Genomic DNA, 23891 nt, shown 5'->3' with positions numbered 1-23891 from the left:
GTGGCCCTGGTGAGCACCCGCACAGCGAACCTGCGAAAACGCATCCTGACCGTCCTACGCGCCTGCCCCGACACAAGCCTGTCCACTACCGAGATCTGTAACCGCGCCGGATACAACAACTTTGAACACCACGCCTACGTCGGACCCCAACTTCGAGCCCTAGCGCGCATCGGTGTGATCACCCAAACCGAACGACCGCCCGGCGGCGCCGCACGTTGGCAGCTCAACAGAGCCGATCAAACCGAGGCGGCATTCAATGCCGCAGTAGAGAAAGGCCCCACCCGATGACCGACACCGAAACCCGCACCGCACAAGCCATTCTCGCCGACGTCCTGGCCGCCTACATGCCCGAGGCCGACACCGGACAAGACGGCGCCCGCAACCATCAAATCGCCGCCGACGCGTTCACCGCCCTCGCCGAGCACGGCTATGCGGTCGTCAAACTCCCTCCACCACTGCACGACAACGGAGAAAGCGCCCACGTCGCGTACTCCGGAGCCAACACCGTGTACTACGCCACCTCCGGCCACGTCGACTCCGACACCTCAAACCTGGGATCACTCCGACGACGCCCGCGACGACGCCACCGCTCTGCTGGCCGCCGCCCACGCCGCCGACACCATGGAGTCCACACAGTGAGCCTGACGCCGACCATCCAGCACCTGCCCCACAGGCCAGGCACGCCCTGGCCGACGAAAACCACACTGTGGCAACTGGATTACCAAGGTGACCCGATCGCCTGGTGGCCCCATGTCCCCGAATGGCGACAACCACACCGCGTCCGCGTCGACATCGACACGCTCCTGGACCCCGACGCGCCGGAGTGGTTGGCCCACACCTTCTTCCAAGAAATCGAAACCGCCGACAAACACGTCTTCGAAGTCATCACCACACGCCCAAATCAACTGCGCACCATCATCATCGACCGCGAACAACACAAACGCGACTACGCCGACGCATTCGACAACCACCCGATACCAACTCGACGAAGCAGCCCCGCCGCCCGCGAAGCACACCGCCGCGCCGGCACCCCGCCCCGCCACATCTGGCTCGGCGTCCTCATCACCAACCAGCACGACGCCGACCAACACATCCCGCCCCTGCTCGACACCCCCGCAGCGATCCGATTCGCCGTCGTCGACCAAGACACACCCGTCGACCTCGCGCCCTGGATGAGCCCAGCAGGATGCCCCGCATGCCGCGGCTGGACCACGCCCCACACCTGCACCCAACCCACCACTGGACCTGGTCACTATGACCATCGACGACAGCCGCCCCATCAACGAGGCGTGGATCAACGACCTCCACACCCAGGGCGAGGAAATCGACATCCCCGTCGACATCCACCCCGCCCACCGATGAGGCATGTGGTGAAAAGCGAGATCCGATGACCGCCACGGCCCGCGAACTGGCCGCGGCATTCTCAACACGTGTAGTGCGCGAGCTTTCCAAGCCATACCCGGCCGTGTGGGCGAGGGAGCGCATCGTGCCGGTCGCCGAACTCGTCGACGGTGATGTGCCACTGAGCCTCGCGTTCGAAGCCGCCCACGAACAACTCGCCAGCAACTACCGGTGTGAGTACGTGTACAAGTCAGCCGTGATCAACCAGGCCATGGCCACCGAACCGCCCGCACACGCAATGACGGGCGTACCTGTCTTCCTCTCCATCGCCGACGTCGTGGTGGCCGGCGAAGCCGCGTCAGCGTTCGAAATCAAAACCGACCTGGACAGCTTCGCGCGCCTGGACCTCCAAGTGCTCAGTTACTCACGATGTTTCGAATACGTCCACGTAGTGACATCCCAAACCAAAGCCGCCCGGGTGCTCGATGCGGTACCAGATCACGTAGGCGTGCGCGCCCTCGGCGAGGGCTCGTCCACCCTGACGACGGTACGGCCCGCCTCCGGCGGACCCTCGCGACTCGACCCCGTGTCCCTATTCCGTGTGCTGCGCCAAGGCGAACGGCTTGCCGTGCTACATCGGCAGCTTGGATACACCGTCGACGTCCCCTCCGCCGAACTCTTCACGAGCCTTCCCCTCGACGCCGCCTACCAGGAATTCGTCACGGAACTCCGACACCGTGACGCGCGACGACGAGCCGCCGCTGCCGCCGCTGCGCTGCCTGCATCGTTGGCGGCCGCAGCTGCCGGCCTGACGCTCTCTGCAATTGCATGGCATCGCCTAGGACGGCTCCTGCAGAAACCGGTGGCTCAGCTGGCCAACACCACACACGGCTGGGCGGCGTAACCACCAGCCCACGAACGATAGGGGACAACGCGATGGCCGAGCAGTTCATGCAGGAGCGTCGAGATCATGTCGCCCGCGACGTCGTGCCCTGGCGTCCGTACGCCCGCTACACCGAATGCGGACGCCTGGCCGTCGACGTCGCCAGCGTCATCTCACCCGACGATCTCCACGAACGGATCCGGATCCACGGCCAGCAACGCACCGCCTTCACTGTGTGCATGACCTGCTGGACCACCGCCCGGCATACCAGCCGGTGGCGCACAAACCCGGCCGCAGTCCTTGTCCGGGAACTCACCCGGGTGCGTGGCTACAGCGGCCACGACGCCGCACCGACCGACCCCGAGGCCATGCGAGCCAACAACGAACTGCGCGCGATCGCCGCACTCGTGGAGGCACACCGAGCAGAGTTCGACGGCTACCTCGATGGTGTGGAAGGCGCGGTAGACCTCACCCGCCGCCGTCGGCAACGACGCGGACACGCCGGCACGTAGGACGCGATAGATGACAGTAGTGAAACTTTCGTCCAAGCAGCTGATCGAGTGCACACGGTGCGCCTGCCGATGTGAATCGCCGAAATGTGACGACTCGGCGATCGAGGTGGTCATCGTGGACCCGCCGAACTACCGGACGGTGGATCCGGCGATCGGCCGCTACAGATGCCGCTACGGCGAGTTCCGTGACTTTCCCCAGACACTGCCCGCCGGTCCGCCCCCGCCGCTCGCGGGATTCTCATGGTGGAACTACGAGGAAACGAATGTGACACGTCGTGACATCGACGGCAACTCGTACATCGATGTCGTCCACCAGGGGCGACGGTGGACGTATCGTCGAGTGCCGGCCTACACCCAATTCACGTTCGAGCCGGGACGCGTGTATCGGACGCCCGCGGGCTTCGACGTCGCCCTACCACCGGACTAAGTCCGCCAATGACCCTAAGAGATAAGGAGATTGACGGTGGCGGTACCGCCTCCATTGAATCCGCCTCGGCTGGGCGACCCGGTCGGCGGCGGTTTCGGCTATGTCAAGCGCGCGAGCGCGGAAAGGCAGGCCGGATATTTGAACATCGTGCTCGCTGACGACCCGGCGTTGGGGCCGAGTTGTGGCCTCATTGTCGGCGTATCGCCAATCAAGGATCAGGACGGCTACTACCCGCTGGTCTGGATCGCCGCGCCCTAGTCCTAACCAGCGATGGCGGTCGGCTGCGCAGCGGGCGGAACGCTCGGGCTTACCCGCAGCTGAACTCCGTAATGGCCGTCCGCGAAAGGGTCGTACTCGGTGTGGCCCACCTGATATCCGCGAAACCGCAGCTCACGCTCTGCCGCTAGGGCATTGCCACCCGAGTTGACGTGCAGAATGACCGACCCTGAGCTGAGTGTGTGCCGTCGCGTACTACCGCGATGATCGCCGGTGCATAAGGGCGGCCCAAGCGCCGTGTGATCGCACGGCTGGCGTGGTGAACCTGAACTTGTCTAACCGCAGTCACCTGGAATCTCCTTGGGGAACAGACGATAACGCTGCTGGGACGCTATGCTCATTGGTAGGCGCTGATCTTCGCCGATTGCGGAGCTAGGCACCTTCCGGCCCCGACCACAAGGTCGGGGCCTTTCACATCGTCGGCACGGAAAAGTGCTTGAACGCAAGGCAAGACAATTGTGGACCACGATCAGTCCCGCTCAGCCCACAAAAAGTTTGCCCACCAGTCGATTCCGCCGTTGACGGCGAGCTGGCCGTCCCAATGGTCTGGATCGCTACGGGCGATACCCTCGTGCACGTACCCGAGAGCGCCCCACGTCACCCGATCGCCGGCCTGCACCAGGTTGCGGTCAGTGATCTTCACCGTCGTCACCCGCCGGCGCTGTCCGGGTCGAGGTCGGCAAGGGTGAGCAGATCCTCCTCGGTGTCGGCAGCAACAAGCGCGTGCGGCTCGCCGACGTAGAGGTATGGGCGGTGAGGAACGCCAAGGCTGCGGCGGGAGATATCGCGGCCGAGGACCGCGGCCGCCCACGTTTCGCCGCGGCGGTCGAGCGCATCGGTGCACCTGCGCAGCATGTGCGGGTCGACGAAGCCGTGGTCGCGGCTCTTGCCGTCGCGTCTCAGTTCGATCAGGCGTGCTTCGGGGATCCTGGTCGCGGTATCGGCACCTCGGGACATATGTCGACTATAAGCGACACGGCAATGGTCGTCTATAGTAGACACCGTGCCGATAGACGCCCCCGACCTCCAGAAGCTGGGCGAAAGGCTGCGCGCACTCCGCCACGCCGCCGGCGAGACCCAAGAACAAACCGCCAAAAGCGTCGGCCTCACACGCACCTACCTCACCGAAATTGAATCCGGCCGCAAGAACATCACACTGAGCACCCTCTACGCCCTCGCCAACCACTTCAAGATCGAACCGGCCGAAATCCTGCGTGTGGAGAAAAGCCGCACCTCCCGGCAATCCCGCAAGTCCTGTTGAAACCCGAGCGCGCGCGCCGCACCATCAGTCCCATGCCCGCGACATCGGCGATAGACGGAGGTTTCAAGTGAGCGATGACCGCCAGAGCGCCCCCGGTGTCGACTACACCATGCAAACCCGGGCCAACAGCCGCGCCGATGCTCTAACGCGCAACACGAGCTCACTCAATCGGCTGGCCGAGCCGATGGACGAACGTGACACAGGCCAGACGGCGGCAGGTAGACCGAGGTGGAGGACGTACGCCATCGCAGTTCTGCGTATCGCCCTGATCGTCGTCGGGATCCCCCTCGTGTGGATCTACCGGACTGAACTCGACTGGTCGATCTGGAAGGCAGCCGCCGCCACGCTTGTCCTGGTTCTCCTCGCTACCGGTCAGACCTTCCTGGCCGCGGTGTGGAGCCCGTAGCTCCCCGTATCTACGAAAAGCACACCCAGGGAAGGAAATACGATGCCGGACGACAACAACGACCCGCATGGTCAGCCTCAGCGGTTCACGCAGATGACCCAGCAGATGGAGCAACGGGCGACCCAGATCACTCAAGCGCTCGACCAAGAACCTGTACAGGTGGCACAGCAGATGCAGCAACAGCCGACCCAGGTCGCCCAGCCACTCTTTCCGGACGGCAAGCAAGAAGACCCGCCAACATAATTCACCCCAGATCCCGGCCCCCACGAGAGAGGATTCACCACGCTGGACACCTCCGCCGCGCTACAGGCCGGACGAGACGACGCAAAGGCCGGAAAACCCAACAGCCCCTTTGCAAACGCGACTCTTCTCGCCGCATGCATTGATGCACCAGTCGGTAGCAAGACCCATCTCCTGCGCGCCTACAACCACGGCTGGCATGAACAGAACGCAGCGGCAGTTGCCGAATGATCAGAAGCGGATGCCGCGCTCTGCCAGAGCGCGACGCCACACTGCCTGCACGTCCTCACTGCAATGCGCCAAGGCGTCATCCCAGGTCGGCCACCGGTCATGCTCGGCATAGAAGGTGTACTGGTAGTGCAGGGACTGGGCGTCGTGCGGTTCGTCCGGCTCGTGATCGCGTGCACACTGCGAACACACACCTGGCGGCGCCGGCAACAGCGTGAAGCCGGCGTCCTTCCGCGGATCGCCGAGCTGCTTGATGGTCGAAGGCAGATGCCGGACCACAGGTGCCGGCGTGCTCGCCTCGAAATCGCCCGCCGCGTCTTCGGGACCATGCTCGATCATCGTGACTCGCTTTCGACTAGATCCTGCAGCGCCACCTCGTAGGGCGCGTAGGTGCGGATCTCGGTTTCATCGCTAGTGATGCTGTCGCGCAGCGTGATCCGAGCGGTACCTCCGTTTCGTGAGACCCGGCGTGCGGCGGCATCGGCTGCCCCGTCGTCGCGATGGGAAGACGTTCCGACGATCGGACGCGACGTGTCGACAACATAGAGGCCCGCCAGGGATTCGTCGTCGCTGAACGCCTTCGTGCCGTCGAAGTGAAAGTGCACCTTCCATGGGCGCGTCCGGCGCGGAGGCGCAGGACGCTGGCGAGGTGAGGGGGAGTGGCTCATGGCGGTGGGGTGCTTCCTGCTCTGGCTGGTGCGCGCTGCGCGGCGCGATGTCTACTATAGACGACATTCGGGAATGTCGGATATAGTCGACATATGTCCTCAGTCCCCGACAACTCGGCCCCAGAACACGCTGTCGAGATCGCATACAGCTATCTCGGGCTCCCGTACGTCTTCGGCGGCGGCGACCTGGACGGACCCACCAACGGGGGGTTCGACCGTGCCGGATTCACCCGCCGCGTCGTGTATGCCGCCACGGGCACGGATATCGGTAGAACACTCGACGTCCAGCTGGACCGCTGTACGCGCCTGCCGGCGGGGGAGATCGCGCAGCCCGGCGACATCCTGTTCTGGACCTCCCCGGGAGGCATTCAGCGAGTCCATCAGCAAGCGTTCTATACCGGGATGATGACGGTGATCGCACTGATCCCCGAGGATCTCGTAACGCCAGGGGCCCCGCTTGACACCCGCGTGATCGCCGCCGTTATGGGCACCGTCTTCCACGAACAGACAGTCGAAACGGACATAATCACCGCCAAGCCGCCGGCCGGGCCGGACCAACCTGAGCTCATCATTGCCCGGCCGCCATACTCCGTCACCGAATCAGCGTGAGCGATCCAATTGCCCGACGAGTCTGGCGGCTGTCGGTGGCCGCAAGCACTATGGTCCAGAATCCACATAGAAACCGCTCGCTGGCGGCAAAAACCCCGGTGGCGGTCCTCTTGAAACCTCCTGAACAGGTCCGAAGGATCGACGACATGGGTGACATTGGTACAAACCCACGACGGGTCGAAGTTATCCCGGAGGCTCCTCCGGTGAGGCCAATGCCGGCGGCCCCGTCTCCCTGGCCGGCGCCAACGAAGCCCACCGCTCCGGATCCTGTTCGCAACACAAGGTCCAGAGCGAGCGCGGTGACAGCGTGAAAAGACCTACACCACGTTTGCTTTCGATCCCCGGAGCGGACCTGTACACCGTGGAAATGCCGGACCCCGCCCATGCTGACCGGCCAGCTACCCAGGAGGTGATCACCGCCGCGCCGGCGGCCCTATGCCGGGCCGTACTCGAGAATGCGGCGGTTCTGGTGCAGGCATCGCCGTCGATCTCCCCGGCGCTTGCACGCGTGATCGCCCGCGAAGCGGCCGTTCAGAGACTTGAGCGGGACCGCGTCGACCAGCTGAGGTTGAGACGCGGCGTCGACGATGAGCCATGGATGGCCACTGGGCCGGTACAGGCGATTCTGCTCGACCCGTTGTTGGTCAGCCTCGCGGGTGACGCGCGGATCGCTCGGGTTCAGCAGATCCTCGACGAAACCAAGCCGCCCTCCATCCTGCGCGATAGGGGGCCGCTGCTGTTATCGCTCATCGGCATGCTGGGATTCTTCATCTTGCTCGGCGCTGGCCTTGTACCGCTGCTGGTCGCACTCCCGGGTGCCGTCATATGCGGCTACAGTGCGATGATTCCGCGCCGCCGCGGCGCGTACCTGCGTGGCCCACGCGAACTGGTGATGCCGTCACGCTATCCGACGATTCCCCTCGACGACGCGCTTCAACTGGCAGCCCTAAACAGGTCTCTGACGACACCTACTAGCGATACTCCGACAACGACGTACTCCGAACCAGTCTCCGCCCAGACGTTGGGCCTCGCCGATCGCCGCCGCGCAATCGCCGACGTCCACGCCGCGATCACAGAACTAGACACGGAATGGCTGGAATACCAGCTGGATACGCACGCATGGTTCCTGGCAAAGCCGCAGCTGCGTAACCTCAACGACCCGACTATCAGGGCGTACCGCGAAGCCGAAGCCGAATTACGCGACCGTGCAGTCGAATTGACCGACACCAGTACCGACGAACAGATCGCTGCCGCACAGGAGGCCGCGCGACACGCACTGAAAGCGTGGGGGACCGCCAACCGACACGCTTTGAAGATCGGCGTGCAGAACCTCAGCCCGTCCGAAGAGGCGGCACTGGGAACACTGCACGGATTGGTCGGCCAGCTCAACGACCGCGCCACACCAAAGGAAATGTGGCCGCAACTCATCAACGCCATCAGCCGTACCATGACCAAACTGACCACCGTGCCCTGCACCCTGGCCGATATCGCCAAACTGCCTGTCATCGAATCGGAATCCCGGCTACGGGCCATCGAACAGCGCGCAGCCTGCGGACAGCCGCCGTGTCAGGAAGCCACGGACACGACTCGGACTGACCGGAGGGACGGAGGCACGCCATGACCGCCGCGCCGCGACCACGCGCGATCAACGAGAACACGGTCCGCGGCCCCTACACCGCGACGCCGCGGCCGGACGCAAGGATCTTCGTGAGGACAACGTCGAGCAGAGCGATACCGGGCGGACCGTACACCGCGCCGTCCGTCATCCGGATGGGGCTTTGGCCTATCGAGATGGCGTTGAAACTGCTAGTAGCGGCCTGCGTCACCTACATGAGTCTGTACCTCGCGGCCGCGGCGATCCCCGCGAACCCAAACCCGACCGTCCTGTCAGACAAATTCGCGATCGACATGTTCGGCAATTTCCTTGCGCAGCTGCGGGACATCGTCGGACATGTCATCACCTTCGGCGGGACCGGGACGCCCTCGTTAACCGGCACAGTGTTGACCGCAGCGATCGCGCTCGGAACCGAACGAGCCATCCACGCCATCACCCGGCCGCCACGCAGCCGTCTCCTAGACCAGCCTGCAGATATCCGGGCGCTCTCGCCTGTCGGCTCAGCGAGCGCCGCGGTGCATGACAGCACCGCCGACGAGCCTGAACGGAACAAGAAACGGATAGCCGAGGTCCGCGCCGCCCTCGCCCAACTCGACGCGGAATGGCTTGCCTACGAACAGGATTTGGAAGCCTACTATCTCACCAAGCCCGTTCTCCGTGACCTCAACGTCCCCGAAACCGCCGCCTACCGCGCCGCGCTCTACGATCTGCGCGAGCAAGCGGAGACCCTCACCGACTCAGCCAGCGCCCGCGAGATCACCGCCGCCGAACACGCCGCCGAAGCCGCATTACTAGCCTGGGGAGCGGCCAACGACCACGCCGCAGCGATCGGCGTCAGCGACCGCAGCCCGACTGAACGAGCCGCACTGCGCCGGCTGCACGCCCTCGTCAGCCAACTCGCCCACCCGTCCACACCGAAACCGATGTGGACCAGTATCACCGACGCGATCACCCGGGAAATGACCAAGCTCACCACCGTCCCCACCTCCTGGAATCACTTACTGCGCCTGCCTGAACTCGAACACCGCAACCTGGCCGCGATCGACGACGGCGCCAACAACGAGGCCTCCGAGAATTGACTGTCTACGTCGACGATATGCGCCTACCGGCCAAAGTGAACGGCATCTCCGCACGCTGGTCACACCTCATGGCCGACACCGACGACGAACTCCGCGCCTTCACCAAAAGACTTGGACTCAAACAGGAATGGGCGCAGAAGCCCGGCACCTGGGAATCGCACTACGACGTCACCGACCGTCTACGCACCGCCGCCATCAGGCTGGGCGCGGTACCCATCGGTGTGTTCAGCGCCGAAGCGCTCGCACTCGCGGAAAGACGGATGGCCCAATGCGACTGACGCAGAAGAACAGTTGCCAGGTGCGTGGACCAGCGCCACAACCCTGCGCCTCGTGTCCATACCGCCGCGACGTCCCGAGCGGAATCTGGGCCGCCGAGGAATACGCCAAATTGCCCGCCTACGACGCCGACACCCCATTCCAGCCGCCACACCTGTTCCTCTGCCACCAAACCAGCGCTGACCACCCCCGAGCGCGAGTGTGCGCCGGCTGGGTCGGCTGCCACGGCAGCGACCTGCTCGCCCTCCGCCTGGCCGCCGCCCGCGGCATCGTCGACGGCACCGAACTGGACATCAACCGCACGACCACATCTGTACCACTATTCAGTTCCGGCGCCGCCGCCGCAGACCATGGCCTCCGCGACATCGACACCCCAGGCGTACGGGCACGTGAAGCCATCAACAAAATCGCCGACCGCCGCAGCGACACAACAACACTGGGGGAAAGCAGCGCCTAGAGATTGTCGGTGCGGTCCCGTCCACACCAGCGGCCGGCATCCCAATCCCACACCGGATCCGGCACCGGCAACGGCACAAGAATGCCGCCATGCTGACCCGCGTGCTGCCGCGCCAACTCCTCCTCGCCCGCGGTGAACGCCATGGTCAGCGCCGGCGCGTGCGGAACACGCACGAGCCAGACGAGATCCTCCAAGCGCACACCCGGATTCCGCGGTTTCACCCTGGACACGTTCGGCTCAGTCATCAGCCGTCCTTGCGTGGTCTGACACGGCGGTCCACCACCGTGGTGTAGATCTCGGGCGTTTCGATCGTGATGCTGTGCTGCCAGGCAGCGTCGGCGTCGTCGAACAAGTCCGACGTGCTAGCCTGCCCGGTCTCCCGGTTAACGCTGACCACCCAGTACCCGCCGCCGCTACTCGGGCTCACCGTCGTCTGCCCTTTCACCCTCTGTGTCGAGCAGCTCAACAACGTCGTCGGGATGGTCGGCCGCGAACAGGTCAGGTTCACTGGCGTAACGCATCGCCTCCAACTCGGTGTAGCCGAGATCGCGCGCCGCGGTGTACAACACCGAATACGGCAGCGTACCGATCTCTGTCATGTCACACCACCTCCGAAATCGCAAGCGACAGCGACATTTAACGCCGCACCGACCGAACGCATACGGTGATCTGAAAGCCGGCCAAGACGTTCCACGAGCATGGCAATAGACACGCTCTCTACAGAGTCCAGATTCACCACGGCCGGCCGAGGTATCGGATCCGCTCCAGGCTCAAGAACAACTTCGCTGGCCAATCCTCTAAACGTCGTCGTGCACGGCGCGACCAGCGCACGACGAAGCCTGGGGATCGCGGCGTCACGTGACAGAACGACCACCGGACGCCGACCAATACCCGCCAGCTCGCACCACCACACCTCACCGTGGCCGGGCAAGCCGGTCACGATGCACCGGCGGCGCGCCGCCACGAAGCAAGATCGCCCCACTCGTCGGGCTGGTCGAGAGGCTGCTGGTCATAAACGCCGTAGCTGATGTCGATCTCGGCAGCACGATGTACCGCCAACAGTGCCCGCAGGGCCTCGTCCACCAACGGTGCGTCTTTCGTACCAGGGCGTAAGTGCCGGGCAGCACCGATCAGGTCGGCATCCACTGTCGTGGACAGTCGCACGCGCGCCATGCCACAATTATGGCGTCAAAGTGGCATGACGGCTACAGGTAGGGGCAGGTGGAAAGACCAGTCGATTCCCCTTCACGTCCCCGCACCAGCGACACGCCGTCACGGCCCCCACTGATTCGCGACCCGGACCCGGCCACCGACCCCGACCTCTGGAGAGGATCCACCCCTCCCGACCCCGCCGCCTGGGCACCGACAGCCACTAACCCCGACCCGTGGGCCACCGACATCGGCCTCACCACCGCGGTCCGCTCGTCGCGGACATCCTGGTCCCCGAATCGCCGAACAACGGCCATCCTGGCTGTCATCCTCGTGGCCCTGCTCGCCCTCATCACTGCGGTCATGATCTTGATGACCCGCGAACCGGCCGCCCGCGACAATCCCGCACCGGCGCCGCCGACGCCGACATCCCCGACGACCACTACGACGCCGGTGACCAGCGCACCACCGCCCCCACCCCCGCCGCCTCCGCCGAGCGAGGAGCCGCCGCCGGCGCAGCCGAATTACCCACGCACCTACTACCCGCGCACCCCGAGCCCGGAGCGCCCGAACGTGACGACACCACAGACCCGTGGACCCGACATCAGCGTGCGGCCCTCCCACCGACCCGCCTTCCCCGGCCAACCCGGCGAGAACTGACCCGCTACAAACAGGTGCGCCCTGATCCACCGACCTTGGGTGATGATTGAAAAATGATCTTCGCCTACCTCGCCGGCGCCGTCGTCGTCGCACTGGCCGCGGGGCTGTTCGGCTCGATCATCGCCCGCCTCTTCGGCCTGTTCTTCGCACTACTGGGTTTGGTGGGCATGGTGGTCTACGGCACCCACAACCAATTGGGTTCCGCCGCAACATGTTTCGCAGCGTTCGTCGGTGGACTCACGTTATGGCTGGCTGGGCACTGGATGTACGCCTACAAGCATCACAGCTGGCCCAACCCGATCGCACGGCGCGTGTTCAACCAGACACCCTTGCGGCACCTAGACCCCACCCGCCGGTGGGGGATCCGCGTCGTCAACGACCACAGCGCCAACAAGAAGGACCAACGATGACCACTGCGACACGCCTCTACGTACCAGGATATTTCGGACCGGAAGGTGATCTGCGTGTGATCGGGCAAGAAACGGCGTGGCTTCCGGGTGCGATCGCCGAGATGACCAAGCTGGAACAGGAGAGCGAGCCCGGTGACGCGGAGTTGTTCGTCGCCTACCGTGACGTCCCCGCCTGGCAGCGCCTGCCCGCAGACGCTCTATCAGAGGCGGGGATAGGCCCATGAAAAAGCCGAGGGGCCGCGTCAGGTATTGGCACGGCCTCGGCGCATGCCCCGCGCCGTTCGCGGTCCGCAAGATTGAAACAGCCGCGATGCGGGGGCTGCCGGCGCGGCCTAACGCGCCCCTGGAGTGCCGGGAGTACGTGTACGCCAGCACGTCCTGGGACGTGGCATTGGCGTTCAGCACACTTGGTGGAGGCCAGGCGGTGTGCGAGGTCGATCCCGGCGGTCTGGCGGCGGAGGTGGATCCGGATTTTCCGAACCTCGGTGTCCGATTCCGCGGCCCAGTCAAATCGGTGTCCGTCGAAGTGGTGAGCGAGTCCGAGTTGCCGACCGCCCGCCAGATCGTCGAAGTATTGTCACCCGACTACGTGTGGCCGGACGGATCTGCCAAGTACGCCAAAGACGGGCATCTCCTGGCGCCGCCGTTCGCGCGGGCGTGGGGCTACGACGATGAGGATTTCCGGTGGCTCGGCCGGTGGTACCCAATACATTTCCTGCTTCCCAGCGCCGACGGAATCACCGTCGCGATCAATGAGAAATGCCGTGCGCACCAGATGTATCCGCCGGATCATCCCGATCTGGACGGCCGCCGCCGCGTGCCGTTGGGGTCGCTCGACGATGCCTGGCGCCAGCCCGGGCTCTACCCGGCGACGGCAGATCTGTTGGAGAAGATCCGGGTCAGGCTTGAGCGCGACGACCCCACGTTGGAGCCGATCCGGCGACCGTGGGATTGGTGACCTGCCGGGCCTTACACACGCGGCGTGTCGGCGGATGCGGCAGATGACGTGTGGCCGTTGATGATTCGCCAGTCCGCGATGTTCCACGATGTCAACGACATCACCGTCCATGCCCGTCGTGTTGGGTATTCGAGCGCAGTGATGTCCGCGTAGTGGGTGAGGACCGCCGATCCAGGACCGTCACGATCCCACCAGAACAACGAAAAATCCGGACCGGGCCCACGCCTGCGATTGGCCCGCCGCAAGGCGCGCCGCCACACCTGTAGACAACTGGCCTCAGAGCACTCATGAAGGTGCGCAAGGCAATCCAGCGGTGCGCGAACCGTCAGGTCGTAGTCCACGAGATGGACGTCGACAGGGCAAGACGTCACACCCTCGTAGGTGACGGGAAGCAGCTCGACGGCGGTGGAGGACTGACCGGACCAGCGCGGGATACCAACTACGCCGACATCGGTCATGAGATGGGCCAAGTGGCGGCCGCCATCGAAAGGACTCAGCGCGGTCATGTGTCCAGTCTCCCAGACCGCAGATGCACCATCAGACATGAATTCCGGGGGGAGCTGTGCGCTCATGACGGCGGCTGCAATAGGGCCGCCCAGCGCGCCGCCTCTTCGTCCCGGGAGCGCCGCCGCTGCTGGCGCCCGTATTCGGCGAACCGCCTGCCCAGTACCCAGTCGTCGCGGACGCCGAGTTCCATGTCGACCAGCCAACGCACCTGCTCATCGGTGAGATCCGCCAGACCGCCACTGGCGTCGCGGCCAGACAGCACAACATTGCCGAGCAGCAACGGCACTTGTCGCGCTGTGAAATTTTTCGTGGAAAGCAGGAATTTGACCGCCTGGCGGTTCACCAGCCGGATGGTTCGGTGAGCGCTGAACCAAAAGACAATTCGCCCGTCAGCACTGGTGAGACTTTCCAGACGGTGCTCACGGACGAGGTCCGCGAGGTCGGCGATCCCGTACAGCTGGGTCAGGTACAAACTCCCGGTGTGGCTGGCATGCAGCGTCTGAACCATGACCTCGGTCCTAAGCGGGCCGGCGCCAGGGAAGCCCGCTGATCAGCCGCGGACAGACTGTGGAGATCGTATAGGTGCGGAGGTGAAATATTTCGCGTTCAAACTACCCGTGCCCCGTCGCCAAATAGGCGTATACGCGCAGGGCATTAACCCCATCGGCGATGCGCATCACAGATGAAAATGTCATGAAACTCGGCCATGCCATGCACGCGAGGAACTAGGACGCACTCACAGCCGCCTGGATACCACCAGTACGGGAGTACCGTACAATAGCGGTACGATATCCCTGTACGACTCGCTCAAGGTGGTTTGAACATGGCAATCAGCGCCAGCGAAGCGCGTCAGCGCCTCTTTCCGCTCCTCGAACAGGTAAACAACGACCACGAACCTGTCCGCATCACCTCCAAGGCAGGGGACGCCGTGCTCATGTCGGCCGACGACTACGACGCTTGGATGGAAACCGTCTACCTTCTGCGCTCGCCAGAGAATGCGCGCCGACTCATGGATGCCGTCGCACGTGATAAGACCGGCCATGCTGCGTCGGCCGAGCACACCACAACGATTCGCGAACTGCAGGAGATGGCCGGCGGAGAGGCGTGAGGAACATCAACTTCGATCCGGATGCCTGGGACGACTTCCTGTTCTGGTTGGCATCCGACCGAAAGATGGCCCGGCGAATCACCCGACTCCTCAGCGAGATTCAGCGCGATCCGTTCACGGGCATCGGAAAACCAGAGCCCCTCAAAGGCGAGCTGTCCGGGTATTGGTCGCGGCGGATCGACGACGAGCACCGCCTCGTATATCGCGCCAACGACGAGGAGATAAAGATCCTCAAGGCTCGCTACCACTACTGAAACCACCAGCAGGGCGCGCCCTGGGACGCCGACCTTATCTCAGCTATGGCCAATAGGCGCAGTTATTCCTGTCGGGCGAGGGTCGACCGTATGCCCCGTGACAGGTCGCCGACTTCGCTGGCCCACCTGTTGAGGAATGGCTGGATTAGCACTGCGACGTTTCTTGGGACGCCTTCTGCCACCAGCTCTTCGACGGTGGGGTAGTTGCTAGGCATGTCGTGTCCTCGCCTTCTTGCCGGTTCGGTGCTTATGTCGGGTCGTGCCAGAGGACTTCGCCCGCGGCATCGGTTACTTGGATTGGCTCCCATTCATCGCCAAGGGTGACGTCATGCGCGCACTGGTGACACAGCGACGCATAGGCTTCTTCGCAGGCTCGCTCGCGAGCTGCGTCGGGACTGTCGGCCTCCACGTCGACCACGATTGTCGCGCCCGCGACCATGACCACGGTGTACTTCATCTCGCCCTTTCTTCTGTCAGCTTGCGGCTCGGTTCGGCATCGGTGACCGCCAGTGGTCGGTCGCAGAGCGAGCAGATCCAGATGCTCCACTCATCGTCGAAGTACCGAAAATCCGAACACGTTCCATCGCAGAGGAGGTCGTCTGCATTCGCGCGCACTATGTTCCCGCAATCTCCGATGAACGTTGCGTTGTACCGGATTTGATACCTATGTCAGCCTGATGCCAGCGACGGTGCTGCGGTGGGGCTGATTGCGAGTTTCGACGGACGCGTGATCACGCTCTGGTCGACGCCGTGGTAGTTCTCGTGCGCCTTGACGGTGGCCGCGCCCATTGTGAACGTGTCACCGACCTCGATGTCGAGCGCCTTGCTGGCATTCCACACCACGGTGTGCCCGTAGTCGGTGATGGCGACCAGGAACGTCTTCATGCCGTAGTCGCCTTCGGAGTACACAACCGTCTTGGCGGTCGCTGAGATGTCCCGGACCCGCTCGCCGACCTCGCCGATGAAGCCGGCCACGACTGGGTGTGCCTTGCGTTCGGCTTCGAGCTGCTGCTGGCGGGCGTAGACCTTGACCAGGGACGCCAGGATGCCCACGTTGCGGCCGGACACATGGTCGCCGGCCAGGACGATCCGCAGGTTGCGTCCGTAATCGCTATCTTCTGCGGTCTCGGTGACGGCAGCCTTGATCGCGGCGATCAAACCCGTGTCGGCGAGGTAGGTAGCCGCCTCGGCGCCCTTGGCGATGTAGTAGGCGCGGTCGGCTTCCTTGAGCCGGTTGATATCGGAGAACAGGCTGGTGCGGACCTGCGAGACCGTCGAGACCCCGAAGCCCGATGAGGGGACGTAGGCGCGGCCCTTGTCCGAGTGGGCGAAGGCATACGCCAGCACCAGGTCGACCGAAGCGCCGTAGGAGCGCGGACCGAATCCGCCGTCGAGATCGTCGCGCGTGAAGCCCGCTAGATCCTCGTCGAAAGTCAACGCCCACAGCCCTTTCGGGGCGATACCGGTGTAGAGCTCGATGCAGGAGTGCCCCAACTGGACGATTGAGCGGTCCCGCTCATCGCGCACCAGGTACAGCCGTGTGCGGGACCGGGCGACGTTGCAGTGATCGCAATCGTTGGTGCCTTTGGGGGCGTAACCGCCCAGTTCCTGGCCGGGAGCGGAGTGGACGGTGATGCCAGCTTCCTCGGCGACCAAGCTGGCGACAAACGTGAAATGTCCGTGCCGCAGTGTCAGCGGACCGGTCAAGGTGGCGCGCACCCAGGGCTCGTAGACATACACCGCGTCATGCCCGCTCACCACGAAGCGATCGACATCCGAGACGTTCTTCTTGACCTCGAACTCTTCGTAGGAGACCTCGAAACGGGCGTCCAGGCCGGCCCGGGCCAGCTTCTTGTTGGCCTGGGCGATCTTGGCCTGGAATGCATCCAGTTTGTAGGCCGGGATCTCCCACTCGTGGGTCTCGACCATCTGGGGGCTGGCGATCATGACCCCAGTATGCCAAACGCAGTTGGCATATGCCAAGTGAAGTTGGCCAAATGGATTATGCTTAGTAACGTGGATGACCTTGACCGCGCCCTCACACGCCTGCAACGGGCCCGCACGGCCGAAGCCGAAGCCCTCGAAGCCCTACACGACGTGATACGTCGGCGGCTCGACGCAGGCCCCCGCGGCACCCAAGCCGAACTCGTTCGACGCACCGGCTACACCCGAGAACGACTACGCCAAATCCGCAATGACGCAAGGAGCACAACACAGCGCCAACCCGGCCGCACCCAGGGGCGCAACACCCTGGGCGCACATGCCAGTGACCCTACGAAAATCGCACGCAGGCAAGGAGACTCCACATGACGAAGCGATTCGAGGTCGGTGACCTCGTCCAGATCAAGTCGGAGTATGAGGTACACGGCAACCCGAGCCTCTTCCGGATCCGCGAGATCGCCGACGGCCAGGCACGGGTCGGCCAGTTGAGCAGTCAGTACGACGGGTTCGTCGGCGCCGACCCGTGGATCGACCTCGACGACCCCGAGTTGATCGCGCCGCACCCAGAGATTCTGCAGCGCTACGCCAGGCGCTATAACTAAACCGCCCCAGCAACCAACGGAAGAGCGACATGCGATATGTCCTGGGCGCCGGCGGGGGTGGCGACACTGTCTGCCTCGACGTTACGGCCGACCAGCTGCACGGCATTGTGATCACCGGCGCCACCCGAAGCGGCGCCTTGCTCCCAAGCTCGCTCGTGCTGTCGGCGACCGAGGCTCAAGACCCCGACACACTGAGGGTGTGGCTGGTCCGACCCGATCGGACTGATCCAAGCATCCTCAAAGCAAAGCTGGCCTTCCTCGAACAGCAGCTACCGTCGACTGACCTGACGCAGCTACGTCAGGAAGTCGATGGTCGCGTAGAGGCATTCCACCGTGACACGCTGCTAAGCGCACTACCTCATGTCGACCACTTCATCGCCGGCGACGGCAGCGCCGCCATGCTCGCAGAACTTGCAGCCGCAGAAATCGACCGCCGACTCGATCTCCTGGATCGGGCCGGCACACAGGACTGGACGGACTACACCTGGCTGCGCAATCATCAACGGGCAGACCTCGCGCCGTTACCGCAAATCCTCATTCAAGCCGACCAGTACCCAACCCTGTTGGCATCCGAGGGGACAGACCCCCAAATCGCTGGTGCACTCAACAGGCTATGCGCGGCGGGCCGCTGTACGGGCATCGCACTGCAACTCTGTTCGACCGCGCTCACCTTCGAGACCGGCCGCAGTCTGCTGAGTTCCATGTCGTACGCGATCGCGATGGGCGACGTTGATCACGAAACTCTACGGATACTCGGCCGATCAGACATTGAAGCTGCCGCCCGGCCGGGCCGCGCCGTTCTGCACTATCGCGGCAATCTGACGACGTTCACGCCCACACACACGATGTGATCGCGGGGGTTCGCCATAAGGGGGTTAGCGGGCAGCCAGTTCGGTGCTTGCGCCACGCGCCAAGATCCACGACGGCCTGGCTGCTCACTGTTGAGCCCACGGAGCAACGGGGCCTTCGACTTGAACTCCTAGCCCTAGCGAATTGTCTCCTCTGGTGGGGGCTGAATCCGCAGTTGCCGTCGGGAAGGCAAGTGCACGACCGTGATACCAACATCACCGCATGCATCAACACCGGCTAACGGAGCATCGTCAACGGGCCATTCCTGCTGTCCCGCCTCACCGAACAGGGCGACTGCGTTAGGCCGCGGCCCTGTCGTGAACCGTGTCTGATAGCGAGTGCCGGATAGGCCACTCCCGTGGAATGCTGCCGCCCAGGCCTGCGGAAGACGGTAGTCCGCGCACGTCCCCAGCTCGCGCGTCAAACCGAAATGTGCTGCGCCATCGTGGCACGTGTTGGCCAACCATCGCCCTGCCGGCACCCGCAGCCTCGACACATGAGTCCGCGCCGCAGCCTCGAACGTGACCACGCCCTGATTGACCAGAGCGTGACCGAAGCGTTCACGCAGGGCCGTTTCGAGATCCGTTGCCAAATAACATGTTCCATTCGGCGGGACAAGATCGAACCGCCCAGAAAGATCGCTGGAGAACCACCACGGCGACAGTCCGACACCGTGCGCACGCAGTAGGTCGTGCGTCGGCCGCAACCGCCATTTAGGAAACCGGACGATATCCTTCGGCGGCGGCCTGAGTGCTGTCCGCTGACGTCGCGTAGTCACGAATCCCAGCCCGCAGCTGTCCGCCGCGCAGCTTCAAGGACCAACTCGGGGTCGCGGCCGCGACGCAGCCAATCACTTGGCCGATCACCGTCGAGCTCGTCGTTCGGGGCGCGCATCCACAACGCGATCATCCAGGCATCATCGGTGCCGGCGGCCAGTGCCTCCAGAACATCGGCCAGGTGGGGGATCGTCGCGCGGTTGGTCAGGAACTGCCACGCGGGATACACCGACCCGCCGTCAGAGAGAGGGCACGCCAGGATCGCCTGGCGACCGACCTTCTGGTGAAGCGCCTGACGGCTGATGCCTAGCCAGCGGGTCAAGCCCGCAGTGTCATAGAACGGGCCCGAGATTTTGTCGTAGACATGGCCGAGTGGCAGGACGGCAGCCATAGCTTCGGCTAGCTCCTCAGGATCCCCAAACATCGCGACGTCAACGTTGGCGTCGTCGGCGTTGCGCAGGCGCTCATGCACCTTTCCGCTCAGCGAACTGATCAGTCGCCGCTCGAACGCCCCGACATCGGTCATAGACCCACAGTAAACACGGCCCGTCAAGACGGTCAAGCAGGTAACGTCAACCGTGTCAAGCAAAACAAGAACGCTATGGGTCGCAACATGCATGTCGCCGGCACGTAACCACCGGCCCGTACCCTCGCCGCTATGCCCGCTGCAGAATCGACCGACCTGGCCGAAAAGATCTTCCGCGAGCTGCTCACCGCGGCTATCGCAAGGGGCCGCCAACCCCACCACACCGCGGCGCTGGGCCCCACAACATGGCTCGCCATCGACGTGCTCGCCCGCGAACACCCCGAAGCCACCCCGGACCACATCGTGGCCGCGCACGACGCCTTCAACCGAGAGCACCGCGGCACCCCCTGCGCCGAATACGGCGACGATCCACACACCGCGCGAGCCGCGGAATACGCGGCCATCGACAACCTCGTAGCCCAACTGCGAATCACATATCCAACGGTCGCACCCGAGGCGATCGCCACGACCGTCCGCCGCATCCACGCCGACTTCGACACCCACAACGACCGCGACTTAATTCCCCTGTTCGTCGAGCAGGCCGTCCGCGAGCACCTCGCCTGACCAAACTGGCGCGTCGCCGACGGCTGCCGAGGCCTGAGGAAGGCCGCTCCGAGGCCTGCTAGTTTGCTGATGAGGCGCTCTACGACAGGGAATCTGGGAGGGAACGTGAAGATCACCACGTCAACGAACCTGATGGTCGCTGCGGTTACCGCCGCTGCGAGCGTCAGCGTCTTCTACGCGCCGGCGGCGATTGCCGACGACTCGGTGACCCACACGCTTGGCAGCGCCGCGGAGCTGAACAACGGTGATGTTGTGCAGGCCTGGACCGTCGGTGACCTGAAGCCCAGTTCCGACGCCATTCCCTATCCGGTGGCAGGAACGCTGTGGGAGGCGACGGCTACCGATCACGCGATACGCGGGACAGTCGTTCCGATCGTGTCCAACCTGAACGCCCGCGCGCGCAGCGGACAGACCTATCGGGTGCTGTTCGGCGTCGCGACACCCCAGGGTGTGAACCCATCGACCCTGCCGCAAGGCCAGAAGACGACCGGCAAGGTCTACTTCGACGTGACCGGCGACGCCCCGGACAGCGTGGTCTACAACGCTGGCGGCCCTGATTTGGCGGTGTGGGTACAGCCACCGCCGGCGCCACCGCGATCGTCGTCGACCGGCTCCGGTTCGAGTTCGTACACCTCTCCGGGGACCGGCGCGTCGACGCCGACGCCGGCCGGATCCGCCCCAGTATCGCCGACCCCGACCGCCGCGCCAGCTGCAGCACCGGGCGCCCCGGGCGCCCTGCCGCCAGAAGGCAGCCAAGGAACGCCGTTGCCGCCAGTGAGTCAGGGCACGCCGCTGCCGGCGGATAGTCAAGGGACGCCCATCCCGTCCACACCGGGCCCCACGATGCCGGGTGCGCCGACCACTTCTGCGGTAACCCCAGCGCCGGCGGCCGCGGAACAGACCCCGGCTCCGGCCGCGGCGGACAGCGCGGGCACACCGGTGACCCACGGTGGAGCTGGGCAAGCCCCCGGAACCGCCGCGCCGGCGCCGTCGACGACGATGGTGGTCCCGCCGCCGGCGACCTAGAGCCAGCAAAGGGGAGATCTGCGATGGGTTGGGATTCGATCCCCGGCACTGAGAGCGGAGCTCGGCCCCGACTGTCGATCGCTGCGGCGCTGCAGCGTGAGTACCCGAATGCAGTCGCGATCGACGCGAGCGTCGCGAAGGGCCGTGCCTATCTTGCCGTCCGCTGCGAGGACGGAGAGGTGCGACCGTTGTACCTCCTACTAGACCGCGAAGGATTCGCACACCTTGGTGACCCGGGCGATGATCCCGTGTGGGCCAAGGTGTTTCCGCTCGAAGAATCGCCATTGCGCTGGCCCGAGAAGGTAGCGCATGCGCTCACAACCTGGGACTGGCCGACAGTTCGGTGAAGCCGGCATTCCATGACGAGCGCCTGAAGCGGCTGCAGTGTGACACGTCGACATCGCCAGGCCGGCTCTCGGTTACCGGCGGCGTAGGTTGACGCCGAGCATTGCCGCCAGGAACGCATCGAGTGCGTCGGTGGCCGGTCCGAAGTTCCTCGGGCCGGCTGGTTCGTCCGGGTGCTCGACGCTGGTCTCGACGGGTTCACCGCGGTTTTGGCTGACCAGGAATCGGCGGCCGCCGCGTTCGACGGCGTAGATCATTCGCTGCTCCACGCGGTCCGGGTGTTGGGGGACTGCGCCGGCGGCCGCGGCCCTGGCTGCGTTGTCCCATTCGTCTGCATTTGCGGGCACAGTCACAGACCACGCTTCGCAGAAGAACGCCAGGCCGAACAGTCCTGGTGGAACTGCCCGCCGTAGTGCGTCCTGCTGGGCGGCGACCTCCCGGGCCAATCCGGCCAGCACATCAGTAGGGCGATGCCCGGTGTCGAAGACACTCTGGTCAATCGGGAATAGGTGCATCGTTACCTGGCCGGCGGTGAGTTCGAGCCAGTACAGCTGAGCGGCTTCGTCCCATTGGCAGCGGGCGGTTATGTTCTCGACCAGTGCGCGCGAGACCTTCTCGACGAGTCCCACGGCGATTACCGCCGTCCTCGGGGCGCGGCGGCGGCCACGACGTGCTCGCGTTGAAGCAACAACGGGTGTCCTTTCCGGGGCGCGAAGCGCAGCCCTGCGCCGACATACGCGCACTACGCGCGCAGGTTGGTGACGACGCGTTCCGTGTCAAACCTAGCGCGTCACAGGCGCCTGCCCACCCGGCCGACCTACCATGGAAACCGGGAGGACCACCGTGATGGAACAGCAGCTCAGCTTCGAAGATCTCGACGCCGAAGCGTTCGACGCAGTATCCGCAGTCGCCGACGACACCCGAGGTTGGCGTGGACCGGCAGCATGCGCCGTCGTGGGCATCACCTACCGACAACTCGACTACTGGGCACGAACTGAGCTGGTCCAACCATCCATCGCCACCGCGTCCGGATCCGGAACCGTGCGTCTCTACAGCTTCCGCGACCTCCTCGTCCTGCGGATCGTGAAACGACTCCTCGACGCCGGCATATCTCTGGCCAACATTCGCACCGCCGTGGCAGCGCTACGCGATCGCGGCGTCACGGACCTCACCGGACTCACCCTCGTCTCCGACGGTGTCGGCATCTACGAATGCACCACCGCCAGCGAAGTCGTCGATCTGCTCGCCGGAGGCCAAGGCGTCTTCGGCATCGCCGTGGGCGCCTCCCTGCCTAGCCTCCGTGAAGACATCCGCCAATTCCCATCAGAAACAGCCACCGGTGAGCGCCAACCCGGCGCCGTCGACGACGAACTCGCCAAACGGCGCAACCAAGTCGCCTAGGAGTGTTCGTGAAGGAATTTGACGGCCATCTCAGCGAAAACGATGAGTTGCTCGTCGACAAGGGCGTCGACGTTGGCGTCGCGATCGACACGAACGAGCAGATGTCGCTCGTCGAGATCACGCCGAACCTGCTGGCCGAACTCCTCGGCGATCACGCCGAAGGGGTGAGCGTCCGATCCGGAATCGTCTTCTGGTTCAGCGCAGCCGGAACATGGGCGACGGTCAACAGGATGGCGACCCTGAACCTGCTTGCAGCCAGTTCATTTCTGCCGCGCACCGTCCCCCTGCTATGGGGCCCGGTACTCATCACCGGCGCCGCGGTCGATGGAAAACCACAAGGCCTCACCGACCCGCAAATCGACGTCCTGACAGACGGACCGGAACCGAACTGGCTCGAACAACGCGTCCTGTACCTACGTCAGCAGCGAGCCGAACGACGGCGACGCAACAGCACACTCCACCGTCCGGCGTAGCGCCCTTGTGTCACATGAATGTTGGGCTGCCGTCGAGCGTTGACTGGTGAGCGGAACGGGTAAG

The 23891-nt window shown here is 64.5% G+C and carries 42 protein-coding genes; 26 read left to right on the top strand and 16 right to left on the bottom strand.

All coding sequences use genetic code 11. The features are described 5' to 3' along the window. From AB8998_RS30455 to AB8998_RS30430, 6 genes are all read left to right on the top strand, one after another. Positions 1 to 288: a hypothetical protein gene (locus tag AB8998_RS30455; RefSeq protein WP_369742025.1), complete on the top strand. Its 288-nt coding sequence runs from the start codon at positions 1 to 3 to the stop codon at positions 286 to 288. Continuing rightward, positions 285 to 1391: a DUF5131 family protein gene (locus AB8998_RS30450; RefSeq protein ID WP_369742024.1), complete on the top strand. Its 1107-nt coding sequence runs from the start codon at positions 285 to 287 to the stop codon at positions 1389 to 1391. Before AB8998_RS30455 ends, AB8998_RS30450 begins: the two co-directional genes overlap by 4 nt. After that, entirely contained in the window at positions 1388 to 2245 is an 858-nt protein-coding gene (locus AB8998_RS30445; protein WP_369742023.1) for a sce7726 family protein, read from the top strand. The genes AB8998_RS30450 and AB8998_RS30445 overlap by 4 nt, the downstream gene beginning before the upstream one ends. A gap of 32 nt (positions 2246 to 2277) precedes the next feature. After that, positions 2278 to 2736, top strand: coding sequence for a hypothetical protein (locus AB8998_RS30440; protein ID WP_369742022.1), 459 nt, complete (start codon positions 2278 to 2280; stop codon positions 2734 to 2736). 115 nt (positions 2737 to 2851) lie between these two features. Then, complete coding sequence (locus tag AB8998_RS30435; protein WP_369742021.1) at positions 2852 to 3163, top strand: hypothetical protein; 312 nt, start codon at positions 2852 to 2854, stop codon at positions 3161 to 3163. A 36-nt stretch (positions 3164 to 3199) separates the two neighbouring features. Then, positions 3200 to 3421 (top strand): hypothetical protein, encoded by a 222-nt coding sequence (locus AB8998_RS30430; protein WP_369742020.1) that lies wholly within the window; start codon positions 3200 to 3202, stop codon positions 3419 to 3421. Positions 3422 to 3908: 487 nt separating this feature from the next. Here the strand turns inward: AB8998_RS30430 and AB8998_RS30425 are convergent, their stop codons facing one another. Together AB8998_RS30425 and AB8998_RS30420 are read right to left on the bottom strand one after the other, a co-directional pair. Then, complete coding sequence (locus AB8998_RS30425; protein ID WP_369742019.1) at positions 3909 to 4082, bottom strand: hypothetical protein; 174 nt, start codon at positions 4080 to 4082, stop codon at positions 3909 to 3911. 5 nt (positions 4083 to 4087) lie between these two features. After that, complete coding sequence (locus tag AB8998_RS30420; RefSeq protein ID WP_369742018.1) at positions 4088 to 4396, bottom strand: hypothetical protein; 309 nt, start codon at positions 4394 to 4396, stop codon at positions 4088 to 4090. 46 nt (positions 4397 to 4442) lie between these two features. Here AB8998_RS30420 and AB8998_RS30415 point away from each other — a divergent pair, with 46 nt between their 5' ends. The 3 genes from AB8998_RS30415 to AB8998_RS30405 all read left to right on the top strand — a co-directional run bounded on the left by AB8998_RS30415 (position 4443) and on the right by AB8998_RS30405 (position 5349). Continuing rightward, positions 4443 to 4700, top strand: a complete 258-nt coding sequence (locus AB8998_RS30415) for a helix-turn-helix domain-containing protein (RefSeq protein ID WP_369742017.1) — start codon at positions 4443 to 4445, stop codon at positions 4698 to 4700. Positions 4701 to 4767: 67 nt separating this feature from the next. Then, positions 4768 to 5106, top strand: a complete 339-nt coding sequence (locus AB8998_RS30410) for a hypothetical protein (protein ID WP_369742016.1) — start codon at positions 4768 to 4770, stop codon at positions 5104 to 5106. 42 nt (positions 5107 to 5148) lie between these two features. Then, positions 5149 to 5349, top strand: a complete 201-nt coding sequence (locus tag AB8998_RS30405) for a hypothetical protein (RefSeq protein WP_369742015.1) — start codon at positions 5149 to 5151, stop codon at positions 5347 to 5349. Between the two features lie 228 nt (positions 5350 to 5577). Here AB8998_RS30405 and AB8998_RS30400 read toward each other — a convergent pair whose 3' ends face one another. Together AB8998_RS30400 and AB8998_RS30395 are read right to left on the bottom strand one after the other, a co-directional pair. Further along, the gene (locus tag AB8998_RS30400; protein WP_369742014.1) at positions 5578 to 5913 is read right to left on the bottom strand and encodes a hypothetical protein; all 336 of its coding nucleotides are present in this window, start codon (positions 5911 to 5913) and stop codon (positions 5578 to 5580) included. Next, positions 5910 to 6179 carry a hypothetical protein gene (locus AB8998_RS30395; RefSeq protein ID WP_369742013.1) on the bottom strand — a complete coding sequence of 90 codons (270 nt, stop codon included), beginning with the start codon at positions 6177 to 6179 and terminating at the stop codon, positions 5910 to 5912. The genes AB8998_RS30400 and AB8998_RS30395 overlap by 4 nt, the downstream gene beginning before the upstream one ends. A gap of 156 nt (positions 6180 to 6335) precedes the next feature. On the opposite strand from AB8998_RS30395, the gene AB8998_RS30390 reads away from it, so the two are divergent. The 5 genes from AB8998_RS30390 to AB8998_RS30370 all read left to right on the top strand — a co-directional run bounded on the left by AB8998_RS30390 (position 6336) and on the right by AB8998_RS30370 (position 10278). Then, on the top strand, positions 6336 to 6851 hold the full coding sequence (locus AB8998_RS30390) for a C40 family peptidase (RefSeq protein ID WP_369742012.1): 516 nt from the start codon (positions 6336 to 6338) through the stop codon (positions 6849 to 6851). Positions 6852 to 7218: 367 nt separating this feature from the next. Continuing rightward, complete coding sequence (locus AB8998_RS30385; RefSeq protein ID WP_369742011.1) at positions 7219 to 8472, top strand: hypothetical protein; 1254 nt, start codon at positions 7219 to 7221, stop codon at positions 8470 to 8472. Beyond that, positions 8469 to 9545 (top strand): hypothetical protein, encoded by a 1077-nt coding sequence (locus AB8998_RS30380; protein WP_369742010.1) that lies wholly within the window; start codon positions 8469 to 8471, stop codon positions 9543 to 9545. Before AB8998_RS30385 ends, AB8998_RS30380 begins: the two co-directional genes overlap by 4 nt. Beyond that, positions 9542 to 9823, top strand: a complete 282-nt coding sequence (locus tag AB8998_RS30375) for a DUF4031 domain-containing protein (RefSeq protein ID WP_369742009.1) — start codon at positions 9542 to 9544, stop codon at positions 9821 to 9823. Before AB8998_RS30380 ends, AB8998_RS30375 begins: the two co-directional genes overlap by 4 nt. After that, positions 9814 to 10278 (top strand): DUF6283 family protein, encoded by a 465-nt coding sequence (locus AB8998_RS30370; RefSeq protein WP_369742008.1) that lies wholly within the window; start codon positions 9814 to 9816, stop codon positions 10276 to 10278. The genes AB8998_RS30375 and AB8998_RS30370 overlap by 10 nt, the downstream gene beginning before the upstream one ends. Here the strand turns inward: AB8998_RS30370 and AB8998_RS30365 are convergent. The 5 genes from AB8998_RS30365 to AB8998_RS30345 are packed head-to-tail and all read right to left on the bottom strand — an operon-like array spanning position 10275 to position 11451. Continuing rightward, entirely contained in the window at positions 10275 to 10523 is a 249-nt protein-coding gene (locus tag AB8998_RS30365) for a hypothetical protein (protein ID WP_369742007.1), read from the bottom strand. The two genes, AB8998_RS30370 and AB8998_RS30365, sit on opposite strands and share 4 nt — an antisense overlap. Then, positions 10523 to 10705 (bottom strand): hypothetical protein, encoded by a 183-nt coding sequence (locus AB8998_RS30360; protein ID WP_225332598.1) that lies wholly within the window; start codon positions 10703 to 10705, stop codon positions 10523 to 10525. The genes AB8998_RS30365 and AB8998_RS30360 overlap by 1 nt, the downstream gene beginning before the upstream one ends. Continuing rightward, positions 10692 to 10877: a hypothetical protein gene (locus tag AB8998_RS30355; RefSeq protein ID WP_369742006.1), complete on the bottom strand. Its 186-nt coding sequence runs from the start codon at positions 10875 to 10877 to the stop codon at positions 10692 to 10694. The genes AB8998_RS30360 and AB8998_RS30355 overlap by 14 nt, the downstream gene beginning before the upstream one ends. Further along, complete coding sequence (locus tag AB8998_RS30350) at positions 10874 to 11218, bottom strand: type II toxin-antitoxin system PemK/MazF family toxin (protein ID WP_369742005.1); 345 nt, start codon at positions 11216 to 11218, stop codon at positions 10874 to 10876. The genes AB8998_RS30355 and AB8998_RS30350 overlap by 4 nt, the downstream gene beginning before the upstream one ends. Further along, complete coding sequence (locus AB8998_RS30345; RefSeq protein WP_369742004.1) at positions 11215 to 11451, bottom strand: antitoxin MazE5; 237 nt, start codon at positions 11449 to 11451, stop codon at positions 11215 to 11217. The genes AB8998_RS30350 and AB8998_RS30345 overlap by 4 nt, the downstream gene beginning before the upstream one ends. A 48-nt stretch (positions 11452 to 11499) precedes the next feature. On the opposite strand from AB8998_RS30345, the gene AB8998_RS30340 reads away from it, so the two are divergent. The 4 genes from AB8998_RS30340 to AB8998_RS30325 are packed head-to-tail and all read left to right on the top strand — an operon-like array spanning position 11500 to position 13455. Then, on the top strand, positions 11500 to 12087 hold the full coding sequence (locus AB8998_RS30340; RefSeq protein ID WP_369742003.1) for a hypothetical protein: 588 nt from the start codon (positions 11500 to 11502) through the stop codon (positions 12085 to 12087). Positions 12088 to 12140: 53 nt separating this feature from the next. Further along, positions 12141 to 12497 (top strand): hypothetical protein, encoded by a 357-nt coding sequence (locus tag AB8998_RS30335; protein WP_369742002.1) that lies wholly within the window; start codon positions 12141 to 12143, stop codon positions 12495 to 12497. A 56-nt stretch (positions 12498 to 12553) separates the two neighbouring features. Continuing rightward, the gene (locus AB8998_RS30330; protein ID WP_369742001.1) at positions 12554 to 12721 is read left to right on the top strand and encodes a hypothetical protein; all 168 of its coding nucleotides are present in this window, start codon (positions 12554 to 12556) and stop codon (positions 12719 to 12721) included. Next, a complete protein-coding gene (locus tag AB8998_RS30325) occupies positions 12718 to 13455 on the top strand; it encodes a hypothetical protein (RefSeq protein ID WP_369742000.1) in 738 nt (245 codons plus the stop codon). Before AB8998_RS30330 ends, AB8998_RS30325 begins: the two co-directional genes overlap by 4 nt. A gap of 11 nt (positions 13456 to 13466) precedes the next feature. Here the strand turns inward: AB8998_RS30325 and AB8998_RS30320 are convergent, their stop codons facing one another. Together AB8998_RS30320 and AB8998_RS30315 are read right to left on the bottom strand one after the other, a co-directional pair. After that, a complete protein-coding gene (locus AB8998_RS30320) occupies positions 13467 to 13961 on the bottom strand; it encodes a hypothetical protein (protein WP_369741999.1) in 495 nt (164 codons plus the stop codon). 62 nt (positions 13962 to 14023) lie between these two features. After that, positions 14024 to 14470 (bottom strand): hypothetical protein, encoded by a 447-nt coding sequence (locus AB8998_RS30315; RefSeq protein WP_369741998.1) that lies wholly within the window; start codon positions 14468 to 14470, stop codon positions 14024 to 14026. Between the two features lie 315 nt (positions 14471 to 14785). On the opposite strand from AB8998_RS30315, the gene AB8998_RS30310 reads away from it, so the two are divergent. Both AB8998_RS30310 and AB8998_RS30305 read left to right on the top strand, forming a co-directional pair. Beyond that, positions 14786 to 15070: a type II toxin-antitoxin system Phd/YefM family antitoxin gene (locus AB8998_RS30310; protein WP_225332494.1), complete on the top strand. Its 285-nt coding sequence runs from the start codon at positions 14786 to 14788 to the stop codon at positions 15068 to 15070. Continuing rightward, positions 15067 to 15324 carry a Txe/YoeB family addiction module toxin gene (locus AB8998_RS30305; RefSeq protein ID WP_029367903.1) on the top strand — a complete coding sequence of 86 codons (258 nt, stop codon included), beginning with the start codon at positions 15067 to 15069 and terminating at the stop codon, positions 15322 to 15324. The genes AB8998_RS30310 and AB8998_RS30305 overlap by 4 nt, the downstream gene beginning before the upstream one ends. A 247-nt stretch (positions 15325 to 15571) precedes the next feature. On the opposite strand, the gene AB8998_RS30300 is transcribed toward AB8998_RS30305, so the two are convergent. Together AB8998_RS30300 and AB8998_RS30295 are read right to left on the bottom strand one after the other, a co-directional pair. Continuing rightward, complete coding sequence (locus AB8998_RS30300; RefSeq protein WP_225332495.1) at positions 15572 to 15781, bottom strand: hypothetical protein; 210 nt, start codon at positions 15779 to 15781, stop codon at positions 15572 to 15574. A gap of 212 nt (positions 15782 to 15993) precedes the next feature. After that, complete coding sequence (locus tag AB8998_RS30295) at positions 15994 to 17271, bottom strand: hypothetical protein (protein WP_369741997.1); 1278 nt, start codon at positions 17269 to 17271, stop codon at positions 15994 to 15996. 359 nt (positions 17272 to 17630) lie between these two features. Here AB8998_RS30295 and AB8998_RS30290 point away from each other — a divergent pair, with 359 nt between their 5' ends. Both AB8998_RS30290 and AB8998_RS30285 read left to right on the top strand, forming a co-directional pair. Next, a complete protein-coding gene (locus AB8998_RS30290) occupies positions 17631 to 17867 on the top strand; it encodes a hypothetical protein (protein WP_369741996.1) in 237 nt (78 codons plus the stop codon). Between the two features lie 29 nt (positions 17868 to 17896). Further along, entirely contained in the window at positions 17897 to 18718 is an 822-nt protein-coding gene (locus tag AB8998_RS30285; RefSeq protein ID WP_369741995.1) for a hypothetical protein, read from the top strand. A gap of 134 nt (positions 18719 to 18852) precedes the next feature. Here the strand turns inward: AB8998_RS30285 and AB8998_RS30280 are convergent, their stop codons facing one another. Together AB8998_RS30280 and AB8998_RS30275 are read right to left on the bottom strand one after the other, a co-directional pair. Further along, positions 18853 to 19494: an RES family NAD+ phosphorylase gene (locus AB8998_RS30280; protein WP_369741994.1), complete on the bottom strand. Its 642-nt coding sequence runs from the start codon at positions 19492 to 19494 to the stop codon at positions 18853 to 18855. Further along, entirely contained in the window at positions 19491 to 20018 is a 528-nt protein-coding gene (locus AB8998_RS30275; protein ID WP_369741993.1) for a hypothetical protein, read from the bottom strand. Before AB8998_RS30275 ends, AB8998_RS30280 begins: the two co-directional genes overlap by 4 nt. Before the next feature lie 132 nt (positions 20019 to 20150). On the opposite strand from AB8998_RS30275, the gene AB8998_RS30270 reads away from it, so the two are divergent. Then, positions 20151 to 20582 (top strand): three-helix bundle dimerization domain-containing protein, encoded by a 432-nt coding sequence (locus AB8998_RS30270; protein ID WP_346411225.1) that lies wholly within the window; start codon positions 20151 to 20153, stop codon positions 20580 to 20582. Positions 20583 to 20687: 105 nt separating this feature from the next. Continuing rightward, positions 20688 to 21608 (top strand): MPT63 family protein, encoded by a 921-nt coding sequence (locus tag AB8998_RS30265; protein ID WP_369741992.1) that lies wholly within the window; start codon positions 20688 to 20690, stop codon positions 21606 to 21608. A gap of 419 nt (positions 21609 to 22027) precedes the next feature. Here the strand turns inward: AB8998_RS30265 and AB8998_RS30260 are convergent, their stop codons facing one another. Beyond that, complete coding sequence (locus AB8998_RS30260; RefSeq protein ID WP_029367938.1) at positions 22028 to 22582, bottom strand: hypothetical protein; 555 nt, start codon at positions 22580 to 22582, stop codon at positions 22028 to 22030. A gap of 217 nt (positions 22583 to 22799) precedes the next feature. Here AB8998_RS30260 and AB8998_RS30255 point away from each other — a divergent pair, with 217 nt between their 5' ends. Continuing rightward, a complete protein-coding gene (locus AB8998_RS30255) occupies positions 22800 to 23354 on the top strand; it encodes a MerR family transcriptional regulator (protein ID WP_369741991.1) in 555 nt (184 codons plus the stop codon). An 8-nt stretch (positions 23355 to 23362) separates the two neighbouring features. Further along, complete coding sequence (locus AB8998_RS30250; protein ID WP_369741990.1) at positions 23363 to 23827, top strand: hypothetical protein; 465 nt, start codon at positions 23363 to 23365, stop codon at positions 23825 to 23827. Positions 23828 to 23891 lie beyond the last annotated feature (64 nt).

This window comes from Mycobacterium sp. HUMS_12744610 (assembly GCF_041206865.1).
GTDB lineage: Bacteria > Actinomycetota > Actinomycetes > Mycobacteriales > Mycobacteriaceae > Mycobacterium > Mycobacterium servetii.
This window is presented reverse-complemented; position numbering and strand designations above follow the sequence as displayed.